Raw genomic sequence first — 15,343 nt, forward strand, 5'->3', positions numbered from 1 at the left:
CCCGACCGATGCGCATGTCCGAGCTGAGCCGTCGCAGTGGCGCCTCCGTCACGACGATCAAGTACTACCTCCGCGAAGGGCTCCTCCCGGCCGGCCGTCAGCTCTCGGCGACCCAGGCCGAGTACGACGAGAACCATCTGCGCAGACTCCGGCTGATCCGCGCCCTCATCGGCGTACGGGGCCTGTCCGTCAGCACCACCCGGGAGGTGCTGGGCGCTCTCGCCGAGGACACCGACGACACCCACCGCCTCCTGGGGCTCACCCTCGGGGCGATCCGGCTGGCCGACGAGGCGGAGCCGGACTCACCGGAACCGGCCGAAGTCGACGCGCTGATCGAGGAGTTGGACTGGAACGTGCACGGTTCCGCACCCGCCCGCGCCACCCTCGCGGAGACCCTCGCCGCACTGCGCACCCTCGGCTCCCCCCTGGACTGGCGGGTGCTCCTGCCGTACGCCCGGCTGGCCGAGCAGACCGCGGTCCTCGACCTCGACCAACTGGACGGCATCGAGGACCCGTTGGAGGTCGCCGAACGCGCCCTCCTGCTCACCGTCCTCCTGGAGCCTGCGCTGCTGGCGCTGCGGCGCATGGCCCAGGAGAACGAGTCGGCCAGGCGGCACGCGGACGCCACCGGCAACTGACCTGACCTGTCAGCCCAGTTCGCGCAGCAGCTGTGCCGCCGCCTCCTTGCCCGCGGAGAACGCGGCCTCGTGCGAGCCGATCTGGTCGTGGTACTGCTGCTTGGAGTGGAAGTACGAACCGCACAGCTTGACCCGGGGGCCCTCGTTGACCTCGTAGATGGTCTGCTGGGCGCGGCGCATCGCCATGTCGAGGACGGGGTGTTCGTAGGGGAAGGTGCGGATGACCGTGTCCTCGGCGACGGCCAGCGGGTAGTCGAGGGTGACGAAGTAGTCGGTCTCCGACTCGAAGCCGTGCAGCTTGTTCATGTAGTAGGCGACGTACGTGCGTGGCTTGCCGTCGATCGTCACCTTGCCGTAGTTCCACGCCTCCCACCGGGACCGGTCCGCCGGCATCACGGTCGGATCGGTGTGCAGGATCACCGTGGAGGCGTTGTAGCGCAGCGGCGCCAGCAGTTCGCGCTGGCGGTCGGTGGGGTTCTCCAGCAGGGCGCGGGTCACATCGGCGTGCGTGGCGAGGACGGCGTGGTCGAAGCGCTCGGAGCCGGCGGCGGTACGGACGGTGACACCGTCCGCGTCCTGGTGGACGCCGGTGACCGGCTCGGACAGCCGTACCTTCGGGTCGATCGCCGCGAGTGCCTTGCGGACGTAGGAGATCGAACCGCCGCCCACGGTGCGCCAGTCCACGCGCCGGCCGCCGAGGCCGCTCTCGTCGTGGGCCATGTAGAAGGCGATCACGGTCGTGGCCGGCATCTCCCAGACCAGCTCGGCGGGCACCGACCACACCGCGCTGCACAGCAGGATGAAGTAGCCGTACCGGAACTCCTGGCTGTAGCCGCCCCGGTCGAGGTACTCGCCCATCGGCATGTCGGTGCGCTTGCGGAAGAAGTCCCGGCGCCCCTCCTCGTGGAAGCGGCGGGCCTCGCGCCAGATGGTGTGGAACGACTCGGGATAGCGGGCGCGCACCTCCTCCTCCGGCAGGTCCATCTCCTCGCTGCCGAACTGGGTGCCCTCGGTGAGGTCGAAGAAGTTGAAGCCGCTGAGCAACTGCTTGGACTCGACGCCGAGTTCGTCGAGGAAGCCGCTGAGGTTGGGGTAGGCGGGGCGGTTGAAGACGACGAACGCGGTGTCGATGCCCAGGACCCGGCCCGCGTCCTCCACCTCGACGGTGTTGGCGTGGCCGCCGTAGTGGTCCTCGCGTTCGAACAGGGTGATCTCGGCGTGCTCGCGCAGGGCGTAGGCGGCGGAGAGGCCGGCGACGCCACCGCCGACGACGGCGATGCTGGGCTTGGCGGACATCGGGGCTCCTTGGGATCGGGCGATCGGTGGGTCGGTGGGTCGGTGGGGCGGGCGAACGGTCAGTCGCCGAGGGTGGTGGTGAACAGTCCGCCCGGGGCGCCGCCCTCGGCGGCCACGGCGACCACATGGCCCGGACTCGGGTGGATCAGGTCGAACTGCCAGCGGTCGTCGGCCGGTTGGGGCTGGTCCGTGTCGTACAGACGGATGTGTCCACCGGTCAGACCGGTGAAGGCGATCGTCGACAGGTCGCGCCGCAGCCCGGTGCCGAGCGCCTTCAGATACGCCTCCTTGAGAACCCAGTAGGCGGCGATGTGGCCGGGGCGGTCGGCGTCCGGGACGGTGGCCAGTTCGGTGCGCTCGCGGTCGGCGAAGAATCGGGGGAGGTGGGCGACCGCGTCGGCGCCCGCAGGGGAGCGTTCGGCATCCACCCCGCAGGTCCGGCCGCCGTCGGTGACCACGCAGGCGGTCAGCCCGTCGGTGTGGGAGAGATTGAAGCGCAGCCGGTGGTCCGTGGACGGTTCCGGCTCCGGTCGGCCGTCCGAAGTGGTGTGGAAACGCCAGGAGTTGAGGGGGCGGCCGGTACGGGAGCTGAGCGCGTGCCGGGCCAGCAGTCGGGCCGCCAGCCTGCGGCGCCGTTCGCGCGGTGCGAGGACGCGCTCGCACCGCGCGCGCTCGGCCGGGTCGAGCAGGGCCGGACCGCCGGTGCGGGCGATGAACGCGTCGGCAGCCGAGTCCGGCAGCAGCCACAGATGGCGGTCGGGGGTCGGCATCGGGTCCGCCGGTCAGAGTCCGGCGGCGGGCAGGTCGCCGCGCTCGGCGAGCGGGAACTGCCAGTACGAGAACAGCCGGTTCCGCCGGTGCAGTTGGCGCAGCACCCGCATCACGTCGTCGACCACGGCGGCGTCGGTCACGGCTTCGTGCGGGTGCACATGCCGTCGTACGCGCTCCAGTTGGAGGAGGAGCAGGGCGCCGCTGGGCAGCGGGTCGTCGAGCGCCGGGGTGGAGTGGACGTAGGTGAGCACGCAGGCGGCGGTGGCGTGCAGGAGGCAGTACTCCTTGGCCAGGTCGAAGAGTTCGGCGGACTGGCCGTACTCGCGGCCGAGCGCCGCCTTGAGCGAGGCGACACGTTCCGCCAACGAGGCCGCTCCGGCGAGGAGTTGCTCGGCGGTGTCCGCCGCCCGGGTCAGCCAGTCCCGTTCGTGCGGCTTGGCCTCCTCGGCCATCTTGCGCAGGTGGACGAGTGCGGTGGGTGCGGCGAGGAGGGCGTCGTCGCGGCCCCGGCTGTACAACTCCTGGTCCCAGGGCCGGTACAGCGGCAGCTCGCGGTCGACGCCGAAGAGGACGGCCGCGCGCTCGGCGGCCTCGTCGCGCAGTGCCTGATCGGCTGTCGCGGCCGTGCCGAGGAGGCCTTCGAGCTGGAGCGCGAGGTTCTTGAGGTTCACGACGGTGTTGCCGTCGGCGAAGTTGGCGACCGGCAGATCACGCATCATCTTCTGGTGGATCGCGTAGTGCGGGTGGTCGCGCAGGTAAAAGCGCGCGCCGAGGACGACGTTGAGCTGGGCGAAGGTGCGCTCCAGGAGCGTCGGCACGAAGTACTTGACGACCGACGACCACACACTGGTCTGCTCCGGCACGACCTGCAGCGCCCGGACCGCGCCCAGGCTGACCGCGTCGGCGACCATCAGATCCGCGAAGCACTCCACCAACTGGCGCCGGGAGTAAGGGACATCGCTGACCGTACGGCCGAAGACCGTCCGCTGCTCGGTGAAGTCGAGGGTGACGCGCAGGCCGGTGTCCACGGCGGAGAGCGCGATGCCGCTGATGAGGGCGCGGGCCGTCTGGGAGGTCTTGAGCGCGATCTCCAGGCCCTGTCCCTCGCGGCCGATCAGCGCGGAGTCCGGCACGAAGACCCGGTCGAGGCGGAAGCCGCTCATGTCGAGCCCGCGCAGGCCGTGCATGCGCTCGCGCGGCAGCTCGTCCACGGCTCCGGCGGGGGTCTGCCGCTTGTCGAGGACGAAGACGGAGTAGCCGCCCGGGCCGCCCCGGGGGTCGGTGCGGGCGTGGACGCTCAGCCCGTCGGCGACCCGGCCGTTGCCGATCAGCCACTTCTCGCCGGTGAGGAGATAGCCGCCCTCCGTCTTCTCGGCGGTCATCTCGTTGGCGAGCAGATCACTGCCGTGGCGGCGCTCGGACAGGCCCCAGGCATACCGGGTTCCGCGCTGGATGGCGTCCACCATGGCCCGCTTCTGGGCGTCGGTGCCCGCCACCCAGGCCGGCATGAAACTGAGGCTGGTGATGATGAACGCGGTCGCGGTGGTCGGGTCCCGGCGGGCGATCAGCCGCATCAGGTTGAAACCGATCTCCACGTCGCCCGCCTTGCCGCCCTGGGCGCGGGGCAGGGAGTGGTCCAGCGCGCCCCAGCGCTGGAGGAGGTTCACGAACTCGTAGGGGTAGTCCTCGCGTTCGTCGTATTCGAGGACGCGGCTGTACGGCATGCGGCTGGTCGGGTCGTGCGGGTCGCCCAGATGGCGTTCCAGCCGCGCGGCCAGCTCCGTGAGGTCCGACTTCGGCACGGGTTCTCCAACGGTCAGTGGGCGGTGGCCGGTTCGGGGTTCGGTGTCAGCTGTTCCGGGCGTGCGCAGAAGAGTTGGTTGCGGGTGTGGAGTCGCGTGGTGATGTCCAGGGCGGGGAGCAGGGCGGGGGCCTCTCGCCGGGGGTCGGTGCCGGTCGCTCTCGCGAGGAGGTAGGCGAGGGTGGCCGCGAGCCAGCGGGTATCGCCGGGAGGAGTGCCGAAGAGGGGGTAGGTGGGGTTGGCCCACCAGAGGAGGAGGGCGCAGGTGGCGGCGTGGAGGTAGGCGAAGCTGTCGGCTGCGTCTACCAGGCCTGTGTCTCGGTCGGCTGTCGCCATGTCTTCGGCGAGTTGGGTGAGAGTGGTGGTGAGGCGGGTGATGAGGGTTGCGGTTGTTTGGTCTGCTTGAGCGGTGAGTTGGGGTGCCAGGTCGAACAGGGCTTTGGTTATGGGGGAGTTGCCTCGGGCTGTGAGGTCCAGGTGTTCCGGGGCGTATGGGGGGAGGGGTTCTGTCAGGTCGAAGAGCCTGCGTATGGGTTGGTGCTCTTGGTGGGCGGGTGTCTCGCCGTCGTGGCTTGTCGCGCAGTTCCCCGCGCCCCTGAGGCCGATCTCCTGGACGAGAGTTGGTAGTTGGGCCGCGTATGCGCGCAGGTTTGCCAAGGTGCTGGTGTCTACGACCCTCACGATGGCCGCGTCGCGTTGGAGCTTCTGGAACAGGCCGTTGCCCGGGCCCTCCGTGCGGAGTACCGCGCGGGTTGCCAGAACCGTGGCGCAGCGGCGGAGTGCGTCGTCGGTGTTCTCCGCCACCACGTGCTTGGCGGCACAGCCCCAGACACTGAACACCTCCGGGAACACATGGATGCCCCGGGCAGCCGTCAGCGCCGTGACGTCCGCTGCCAGCAGCGCGGCCGATGCGATGGCCAACTCGCGTCTGGGGTACGGGGATTCGCTGACCGTCGTACGGCCGACCCGGCGGGCTGTCGCGAAGTCCAGGGTCAGGCGCAGGGCCGTGTCGGCGCAGCCGAGGCTGCCGGCCATGCTCATCACCCGGACCACCTGCTGGGCCTTCATCACCGACTCCAGCGCCTGGCCCTCGCGGCCCACCAACGCCTCGGCGGGGACCGGGAACCGGTCGAAGCGGAGGTGGGCGAAGTCGATGCCGCGCATTCCGGAGGCCGGAACGGCCGGGCCGCGCTCCACGTCTCCGGGCAGGTCGAGCAGTACCGCCGAGAACGCGCCCGGTCCGCGCTCGCCCGTCCGTGCCACGAGGTACAGCGCCTCGCAGCGGCGGCCCAGGCCCACCATCCACTTCTCGCCCGTCAACTCCCAGCCGTCAGCGGTCGGTTCGAGGCGGGCCGTGTTGGCGAGCAGGTCGCTGCCGTGGTCCGCCTCCGACAGGGCGAAGCCCACCGCGCCGCCCCTCGCGAGGATCTCCGCCGCGTGCTTCTGCTGCTCCGGCGAGCCGTGCAGCGCCAGACAGGTCGCCGCGGTGATCCCGAACATGGTGGCCGGCATGATGTTCAGGTCCCGGCGGGCGGCCGTGCGGACCAGGACCATGCTGTGCTCGAAGGACTCGAACCGTCCGCCCCACTCCTGCGGCAGGTAGTTGAGGTGGAAGCCCGCCTCACGCAACGCCCCGCTCAACTCCTCGGGGAACGCGTCCTGTTCGTCCCGGCGGACGGCCGCCGCGAAGCCGTACGGATTCTCCGCGTCGTACGGATCGCCCAGCAGCCGCTCGATCTCCTCGGCGGTCGGCGACGCGCTCATCGGGCCCCTTCCAGGGCCGCCTGCGGTTCCAGGGGAACGGGACGGTAGTCCGCCGCCGACGCCGGGATGCGTACGCCGGAGACGCGGAGTTGGGCCAGGCGGGTGTGGAAGGCGGCGCCGCGCATGAGGTGGTGGGCGACGTCCGCGACCCGGCGGTTGCCCGGGGCCTTGAGATAGCTGGCGGTGACCCAGTCGTTGAACGCGCCCATCGCCGGGCCGCACCACACCTGGTAGTCGAGGACCCGGTCCGGATCGCCGACCGTCGACCAGCGGGACGCCATGCCCAGGTACCAGCGGAACACCAGCGCCATCCGCCGCTTCGGGTTCTCGGCGGCGCGGGCCAGCTGTTCGGGGTCACGGCGGCCGAAGTAGCCGACGCACTCCTGCCAGACCTCCTCCAGCGGGCGGCGGATGATCTGTGTCTCCAGCCGGGCGCGCTCGCTGTCGGGCAGCGCCTCCAGGCCGTCGTACGTCTGGTACAGCTCGTACAGGCGCTTGGCGCGCATCGGGAACAGGGTGCCCTTCTTCAACACCTGTAGTTCCACGCCCATTTCGAACATGTCGGCCGCCGGCGCCATCTCGCAGTCGGCGATGCCCGCGTCCGCCAGCAGCGACTTCGTCGGCTTCGACGCGCCCGACTCCACGCACGACTGGTTGACCGAGCCGGTGACGACATAGGCGGCACCCATGGTGAACGCCGCCGCGACCGAGGAGGGACAGCCCAGGCCGCCCGCCGCGCCCACCCGGATGGGGGTGGGGTAGCGGTGGTCGTGCTGGACGGTGTCGCGCAGGCGGAGGATCGTCGGGAGGAGGGCGGTGAGCGGGCGGCGGTCGGTGTGGCCGCCCGAGTCGCCCTCGACCGTGATGTCGTCGGCCATCGGGACGTACTTCGCCAGGTCGGCCTGCTCCGCCGTGATCAGGCCCTGGTTGAGCAACGCGCTCACCACGGTCGCCGGCGCGGGGCGCATGAAACGTTCCGCCGTCTCCGGGCGGGAGATCTTCGCGATGAGACGGTGCGCGGCCACGACCTCTCCGGACGGGCCGCGCCGCAGACCGGCCAGGCGGTAGCGCACCACGTGCGGGCTGAGGCTCATGAAGGCCGACGCCTCCACGCACTGGACGCCGTGGCGGAGGAACAGCTCCACCGCCTCCCGTTCCAGGCGTTCCTCGCTCGGGCTGTGGATCAGATTGACGGCGTACGGCAGTCCCGGGATCTCGGCGGCGAACCGGGTGAGCGCCTTCTCGATGGTCTCGGGGAGCAGGCCTGCCGCCCCGTACGAGGCGAGGAAACCCTCTCTGGCCAGGGCGATCACCAGGTCGGCCGAGGCGATGCCGCCCGCCATCGCGCCCGCCATGTAGGCGTACCGCACGCCGTGCGCGGCCAGGAAGGCGGGCGAGCCGAGGGCGCGCGGGGGCAGTGGGCCGGCGGCGGCCAGCAGGGGGAGGCCGTCTCCCGGGGTCGGTCCGCCGCCGGAGACGGCGCCGATGCCGGCCGGGGTGCGGACGACGAAGGCGGGACGGTCGAGGTCGGCGAGGGACCGGTAGATGCCGGCCGGGTCGGTGCCGGGGCTGCCGTCTCCGTACCACCGCAGAGGAGTTGTCTGGGTGTGCATGGTCGGGGTCGTCTCCTCTGAGCCGGTCAGGCTGCCTGGTCGCGGATGGTGTCGGGGCTGACCTCGATGGCCACGTCGACGAGTTCGTAGATGCGCAGGCCCGGCTTCCACAGGTCGGCGTCCGCGATCACCACGAGGCGGTCGCCGTCCCGGCGGACCTCCTTGACGTGCACGTCGAACCTCAACTCCCCGTCGTGGCGCAGGATCTGGCCCCGGTACTTCCAGCTGGTGGGTACGTCCACGGCCAGGCCGAACCGGGGGTTCTCGATCCCCTCGGCCAGGCCCTGCTCCAGGACGAACAGGCGCATCCCCTGGAGGATCGCCTCCACGCCGAGCGAGCCGGGCATCACCGGGTCGCGGTGGAAGTGGCAGTCGAAGTACCACTCGTCGGACCGGACCTGGCGGTATCCGTGGAGGTATCCGGCGCCGTGCCTGCCGCCGTCCGCGACCAGGTCGACGTGGTCGACGAGGTGGTAGTGGCCGCCGGGAAGGTGCAGTCGGCCGCCGGTCCGGTCGGTGAACGCGGGTGCGTCGTCGGGGAGTTCGATACGGCGGACGCGGGCCGCGTCCGGCTTCTCCTGCTCGATCCAGGGGGCGACGTACGTGCCGTTGTCCAGGCCGACCTGGTTGGAGAGGGCGGCCTCGCTGAAGTACCCGAACAGGGACTCGCCGGTGTAGAAGACCTCGCCGTCGGCGGAGAGTTCGTACTTGAAGTTCTGAAGTACCGCACCGGATACGGCACTTGTCATCAGGAGGGTGGAGTGGTGCCGGATCGTCTTCCCCCGAAGGTCGATGTCCTTGACGTAGGTCGCTCTGCCGTCGAGGTTGCGGATCGAGTACTCGGTCTCCGGCTGCTTGAGGGTGGCGCCCAGGTAGTAGCCGTTGAGGATGGCCGCCTGGAGCGAGGTCTCCATCAGGACACAGTTGGGGAGGTGGGGGTGCGCGTTCTCGCGGTAGTACCAGGCGTCGGAAGGTGAGTCGTACTCCGTCACCATCTCGGCGCCGGGCTTCAACTCGCCTCGCGTGCCCGTGAGTTCCATGATGCGGTCCACGAACTGGAAGTCCCCGTTGGGGATGTACGGGGCCCGGCTCTCCTTGTACACGTCGAACTCGGGGCCCATCGCCGTGCCGAGGTCGCCCTTCGCGGCGTGCGCGAGGTGGAGTTCGTTGATCAGCGCGGGCTCGCCGGCGCGGTTGCGGCGGCCGAGGAACTCCGGGATGCCGCCGGGGCCCGCCCGGTACGGCGTACCGTCCTTCTCGCGGATCTGGATGCCGAAGTTGCGCATCCGGATCACCGCCTTGTCGCCCAGGTACACGAGGATGTCGGCGATCACGGAGGGGCGCGGCAGCAGCGTCAGCTCCATGACCTCGATCTCGTACCGGATCTCCCGGTGTTGGGGCGTGATCTGGCCGCGGACCTGCACCTCCGTCTCCAGCCCGACGATCGTCTGGAACCGGGCGTCGGGCAGTACCAGATGCATGCCCTGGTGGAGCAGATACGCCTGGAGGGTCTGGACGGCGCCCTCCGCCACCATCGACCCGGCCAGCACCGGGTCGTCGGGGAAGTGGCACTCGAAGTACCAGGCGTCCGGGTCCAGTTGCTTGTGCGCGGTGATCGCACCGAGGCCGCGCGGCCCGCCCGTACGGTCGATCAGGATGTCGTCGACCATGCGCAGTCGCGCGTCGGGCAGCCGCAGCGCCGGGTTGAGGCCGGCGTCCTGGGCGTGGTGCGGCCCGAACACCTCGCCGGGCCTGCCCGCCGCCAGCAACTCCAGGTCGGCGGCGGTGAGTCGGTTCTTCTCGGTGTCGGCCAGCGACTTGAAGGAGGTCCTGGTCAGCGCGGCGCGGCGCTTGCGGTCCCGTTCGGTGACGACGACACCCAACGGCGTGTCGAGTTCGGCCTGGGTGAAGAACCCGGCGCTGGCGTCCTTGAGTTCGAGGATCAGCTCGCCGTCGGCGTAGCAGAGGTAGCTGAAGAAGAAGAGGGTCGTGTCGCCCTGGCGGACGAAACGGTTGATCGAGATGTCGTAGCGCAGGGTCTGGCCGGTTCGCGGCAGGTCGCCGTGGAAGACGAGGGTGCTGTCGAGGAGCCGGTAGACCCGCTCGCCCTTGTTGCGGAAGTCGATGCCGAGATAGCTGATGAGCAGCAGGTCGCACTGCCCCGCCTCGATGGCCACGGCCGGCGGCACCCCGCCGTCCACCGCGTACCAGGCGTCCTTCGGCACGTCGTACTCGGTGCGGATGAAGGACGGTTCGTAGACGCCGGTCTCGGCCCGGAGGCCGGTGACGCGGGTGACGAAGTGGTACGGCGGTGCGGGCAGCCGGACGCGCTTCGCGTAGCCGTCGATGTCCGCGAAGTCGGGACCGAAGACGTCCGCGACGCGGCCGGTGGCGAAGGCGAGGAGCTGCTTCTCGTCCCAGATCACACCCGGGGGAGTGGGGAGTTGGGCGGGCTGGGGCGCGGCCTCGATGGCCGTGCGCGGGGGCGGGCCGCCGGTGAGCACGGGTGCGGGCGGCGGCGGGGTGAGGGGGATGGGCGCGGTGGGTGTCGTGACAGGCGCGGGCGCGGAGGTCTCGTCGAGCAGGGCCTCCGTGCGGGTGAGGGTGTTCTCCTGGAGGACGCGCTGGGTCTCCATCACCACCGAGTGCGTGGCCACCATCTGCTGCCGGATCTCTCGTACGAGATCGGCGGCGGGGTTTCCCGACGACCACTCGGCGGACGGGCCGGGGGTCGGGGCGGTGGCGGGGGCCGGGGTGCGGCCGGTGGGCGCGACGGAGGTGCGTGGCGGTGCCGGAACGGGCGCGGTCGGTTCCGTCCAGGGGAGGAAGGCGATCGGTTCGCCGTCGAAGGTGATGACCTCGACGTCGTCGAGGCTCGGGTCGGCGGGCATGGGGGCGGATACCTCCAGCGAGACGGCCGCCGTACGGGCGGGCTGGGCGTCCTTGACGTCAACTGCCGTGGGCACGGGCTCCGTTGAGCGGCGAGCGGGAGTCGCGTCGGCGTGTGCGGGGGTGGGGCGTGGCGCGGTGGCGAGGGCCGGTGCCGGCGAGGCCGCCGCCGCTGCCCGGGCCGCGATGCCCGCCGGGATCGGGGCGCCGCCGCCGACCGGCACCCGCAGCCGGGCCGCACGGGTGGTGGCCGTTTGCGGGTCCGGGCCGAGCAGCGCCGCCAGATCAACTGGCAGGCCGTGCGCGGCCAGTCGGGCCGCCAGTTGGGCCACGGAACGGGCGGCGGGGACACCGCGCCGGTCCACCGGCATCGCCACGTGCTCGGCGTCGCCGAGGGTGTCGTGCACCCAGCGGGTGCAGGTCGCGCCCGGACCGACCTCGACGAAGTACCGGAAACCGCGGTCGTACGCCGTGCGCACCAGACGCGGGAAGTCGATCGTGCCGCGCAGGGTCTGGGCGATGCGCCGGGCCACCTCCGACCGGTCCAGATCGGTGACCGAGCCGTAGTCGTACGCGCTGAAGAGGTCGAGGCCCAGGTCGTCCTTCGTGCCCGTCGGGTGGTCGTTGAGTTCGGCGAGGCCCGCCAACTCCCCGTCCACCACCGGGCAGTGCATCACCGAGCCGACGGGGGAGCGGGCCGACGGGCAGGCCAACTCCTCGATCAGCGAACGGCATTGAGCTGGCTCGCCCGCGATCACGGCCTCGCGCGGGGTGTTCACATGGGTCAGGAACACCTTGTCGTAGGGCGTGCCGGGGCGGGACAGCGCGGCCGTGACGCGGTCCGCCGACTCCAGCAGGACGAAGCTGCCCCACACCGCCTCGTCGGGCGTGTCCTCCGGCAGCCGCCACAGGTCGCGGACGGTGCGGCGGGGTCCGGACAGCCGGTCGCGGAACAGGGGAGTGGCGCTGATCCGGTCGTCGCGGCGCGCGGAGCGCTGCCAGCCGCCGGTGGCGAACAGCATGCTGCTCTCGCCGAGGCTGTAGCCGAACGCGCCCTGCGCCTTCACGCCGAGCAGTTCGCGTACGAGGTCGGTGTAGAGGATCGCGAAGGTGGTGCCGGTGGCGAGCATGAACGGGATGTCCTCGCCGAGCCTCCCCTCCAGCGCCATCAAGTCCCGTCGTTCAGGGGTTACTTGGGTACGCGGGTAGAGCTGGGCCGCGCGGAAGAGGCGGTCCGGGTCGGTGGCCTCGGCCTCGAAGGCGTCGAGGAGGGAGGGGAAGGCGCGGAAGAAGTCCTGGCCGAGACCCGGGTACGAGTTGAACGCCCCCGGGTAGACGAGCGCCACCTTCCCTTCCGGACCGATCGGCCGGGGCGCGAAGCAACTCCCCGCCGGGGTCGTCCACTCCTCGCCCTTCGCCGCCGCGCCCGGGAGATCGCGGGCCGCCGACTCCAGCTGGCTGCGCAGCTGTTCGGTGTCCCGGCCGACCAGGACGACCCGCAGCGCGCTGCCCGGCAGCCGTTCGGCGGCGGCCCGGCCGAGCCGGTACGGATCGGCGCCCTCGGCCAACAGCGCGAGATGCCGCCGCACTTCGGCGAGCAGCCCGTCGAGGTCCGGTGCGCCGAGCGGCAGCAGCACCGGGCCGCCGGCCTTGCGCCAGTCACTGCGGGCGACCTCGCCCCGCGTCCGGTCTGCGGACAGGACGACGTGCGCATGGGCGCCGTCCGAGCCGACGGCACTGACGGCCGCGTACCGGCGTACACCTTGGGCGGTGCGCAGCCAGGGCCGGGAGGCGTCCGGCACATGGAACGCGGACGCGGCGAAGTGGTCGACCAGCTCCGGCGCGGGCCGACGCCAGCCGGGCGTGCCGGGCACATAGGCGTGGTGCAGGCAGAGCACCGCTCTCAGCAGGCCCGCCATCGCGGCGGCGGTCTGGGTGTCGCCGAGCTGCGCCTTGGCGCTGCCGAGCGCGACCGTGCCGGAGCCGGCCGGGTACACCTGGGCCAGCGCCGCCAGTTCGGCCGCGTCCTGGCCGGGGGTGCCGCCCGCGTGGGCCTCGACGTAGCCGACGTCTGCGGGGCCGATGCCTGCGGCGGCCAGCGCCTGCCCGGCGGCTTCGGCGAGCGTGGCGGAATCCGCCTCCGGCAGCACACCGGCGACGGGTGCCGCGTGGCGAACGGCGACGGACTCGATGCGCGCGTAGGGGTTCCGCGTGCTCGGCCCCAGACCCGCAGCCTGCGCGGGACCCGTATCCGCGCCTGCTTCTGCCCGCCTGACGACAACAGCCCCCGCGCCCTCCCCGATCCGTCGCCCCCGCTGCCCCTCCCCGAAGCTCAACCCGGCCCCGGCGACCGGGTTTCCGTCGCGCAGCAGCAGGTTCTCCGGTGAGGCCGCGAGGTCCACCGCGCCCACCAGCACCGCCTCGACGCTCTCGTCCAGCAGCAGGAGTTGGGCGATCTGGAGTGCCTCGGCGGTGCCCGCGCCGTCCGACGAGACGGTGAAGGACGGGCCGGTGAGGTTCCACAGGGAGGAGATCCGGCTCGCCATGATGTTGCCGATGTAGCTCAACACCTCGTTGGCGACGATCGGTTCGTGGACGCCCTCCCGGGCAGCTGCGGCCAGCGCCGTGAGTTGATCCTCCGTCAGTTTCAGGCCCGCGTCGGCGTATGCGCGGCCGAGGAAGTCGCCGAGTCCGTAACGGGCCAGATGCAGATGGGCACTTGGCTCGATCTCCATCGCCACCACCACCGCGATCCGGCGCGGCTCGGGCGCCCTGCGGCCCGCCGGAACCGTCCGGTCGTACCCCGCGTCGCGCAGTGCCTCGTCGGCGACCTTCGACATCAGGGCGTGCTGGAGGTTGTAGTTGCGCAGGTCGGCCGGGGGGATGCGGTGGTCGGCCGGGTCGACGTCGATCCGGTCCACGAAGCCGCCCTCGGGGAGCGCCGAGCGGTTCAGCCCCGCCCGCTCCAGCGTCCCGCCGGTGGTGTCCTCCAGGCCGCGCCAGCGGTGTTCGGGCAGTGGGCGGAAGGCGTCCGTGCCGTCGTGCAGGGCGCGTTCGAGTGCGGGTACGTCCGCGAGGGTGCCGAAGTGGGCGCCGAGGCCGATGACGTCCAGGGCGGGCGGTACGACGGGCTCCGTGACCCCCGCCTCCACGGCGTCCGGCCGCTGGGAGAGGACGACATGGGCGTTCGTACCGCCGAAGCCGAACGCGGAGACCGCCGCCCGGCGCGGTCCCGGACCACGGTCGGGCCAGTCGCGGCCCGCGCGGACGACCGGAACCTCGCCCGCTGCCGGTGTGTTGAGCGGCTCGGCTATGCCGATCGTCGGCGGGAGATGTCCGTGCGCCATGGACAGGATTACCTTGAGGAGGCTGCTCAGCCCCGCCACCGTGAGCAGATGGCCGAGGTTGCCCTTCACCGAGCCGAGCGGGGGGACCGTGCCCCCGGCGCCGAACCAGGCGGCGACCGACTCCGCCTCCGTGCCGTCCCCTACGGGCGTCCCGGTGGCGTGGCACTCCAGGTAGTCGACCTGTTCGGGGCCGAAACCGGCCTGCGCGTAGGCGAGTTCGTAGGAGCTGAGCTGGCCCGTCGGGTTCGGTACGAGGAGATGGCGGCCGGCGCCGTCGTTCGACAGGCCGATGCCGTCGATCACGGCGTAGATCCGGTCGCCGTCCGCGACGGCGTCCGCGAGACGGCGTACGGCGACCATGCCGGCGCCCTGGCCGGTGAGGATGCCGGTGGAGCGGGCGTCGAAGGGCTGGCTGACGCCGTTCTGGGGGTAGGCGTGCAGGTCGGAGAAGGAGAGGTGGATGAGGGTGGGGTCGGGGGCGCACACCCCGCCCGCGAGCACCAAGTCGGCCTGTCCGGCGGCGAGATGGTCGCAGGCCAGCTTCAGCGCGTACAGGGCCGAGGAGCAGGCGGCGTCCAGCGCGTAACGGGGGCCGCCGAGGCCCAGGGCGGTGGCCGCCAGTCGGGCGGGGGCGCCGCTCACCCGGGCGTCGGCGGGGGACACGGTGGCCGGGTCGAGCAGCGGGCCCGGCGCGGGTGCGGGGTTGCCGGATCTGCGCAGGCCCTCAAGTACGGCCTCGTGGACCAGGGGCAGGCTGATGCGGGCCGAGGCAGGAGTGGGGAAGGAGTAGTCGCCGACCAACAGGCCGGTGCGGGCCAGGAGTTCCGGGCGGTCGGCGTGACCGCTGTCCCGCAGCGCCTCGCGGGCCACGTGCAGCGACCAGTGGAACACCCGGTCGAGGGCGGTGAGTTCCTCCGGGCGGAGACGGAAGCCGGTGGGGTCGAACTCGAAGCCGGTGACGAAGCCGCCCCGGACGCAGGTGATGGCGTGATCCGGGTCGGGGGCCTTCTTCGTGCCTTCGGCCGACCCGGGGGCGACGGGGCCGAAGACCTCCGGGCCGCCCTCCGTGCGGCTGTCGACGCCCGCGCGGAGGTTGTCCCAGAACGCGCCGGGAGTGTCCGCCCCGGGGAAGAGGCAGGAGATCCCGACGATCGCGAACTTGCTGGTGCTCATTGAGGCTGTTCCCTCCAGGGGGCCGGGGACCCGGCGGCGGCCGTGGAGGCC

Annotated in this window: 7 protein-coding genes; 1 reads left to right on the top strand and 6 read right to left on the bottom strand. The window is 71.8% G+C overall.

Annotated elements, in window-relative coordinates; translation table 11 throughout:
• The first annotated feature begins 8 nt into the window (after positions 1-8).
• On the top strand, positions 9-638 hold the full coding sequence (locus CW359_RS07165; protein ID WP_105968932.1) for a MerR family transcriptional regulator: 630 nt from the start codon (positions 9-11) through the stop codon (positions 636-638).
• 9 nt (positions 639-647) lie between these two features.
• Here the strand turns inward: CW359_RS07165 and CW359_RS07170 are convergent, their stop codons facing one another.
• From CW359_RS07170 to CW359_RS07195, 6 genes are read right to left on the bottom strand one after another with little or no spacing between them, the layout of a single operon-like run.
• Entirely contained in the window at positions 648-1,934 is a 1,287-nt protein-coding gene (locus tag CW359_RS07170; RefSeq protein ID WP_105968933.1) for an NAD(P)/FAD-dependent oxidoreductase, read from the bottom strand.
• A 59-nt stretch (positions 1,935-1,993) separates the two neighbouring features.
• A complete protein-coding gene (locus CW359_RS07175; RefSeq protein ID WP_105968934.1) occupies positions 1,994-2,704 on the bottom strand; it encodes a 4'-phosphopantetheinyl transferase family protein in 711 nt (236 codons plus the stop codon).
• Between the two features lie 12 nt (positions 2,705-2,716).
• A complete protein-coding gene (locus CW359_RS07180) occupies positions 2,717-4,507 on the bottom strand; it encodes an acyl-CoA dehydrogenase family protein (RefSeq protein WP_198655121.1) in 1,791 nt (596 codons plus the stop codon).
• 14 nt (positions 4,508-4,521) lie between these two features.
• Complete coding sequence (locus tag CW359_RS07185; protein WP_105968935.1) at positions 4,522-6,270, bottom strand: acyl-CoA dehydrogenase family protein; 1,749 nt, start codon at positions 6,268-6,270, stop codon at positions 4,522-4,524.
• Positions 6,267-7,883, bottom strand: coding sequence for a PfaD family polyunsaturated fatty acid/polyketide biosynthesis protein (locus tag CW359_RS07190; protein WP_105968936.1), 1,617 nt, complete (start codon positions 7,881-7,883; stop codon positions 6,267-6,269). Before CW359_RS07190 ends, CW359_RS07185 begins: the two co-directional genes overlap by 4 nt.
• Positions 7,884-7,909: 26 nt before the next feature.
• The gene (locus CW359_RS07195) at positions 7,910-15,292 is read right to left on the bottom strand and encodes a beta-ketoacyl synthase N-terminal-like domain-containing protein (RefSeq protein WP_105968937.1); all 7,383 of its coding nucleotides are present in this window, start codon (positions 15,290-15,292) and stop codon (positions 7,910-7,912) included.
• Between the last annotated feature and the right edge of the window lie 51 nt (positions 15,293-15,343).

Source organism: Streptomyces geranii (assembly GCF_002954775.1).
GTDB lineage: Bacteria > Actinomycetota > Actinomycetes > Streptomycetales > Streptomycetaceae > Streptomyces > Streptomyces geranii.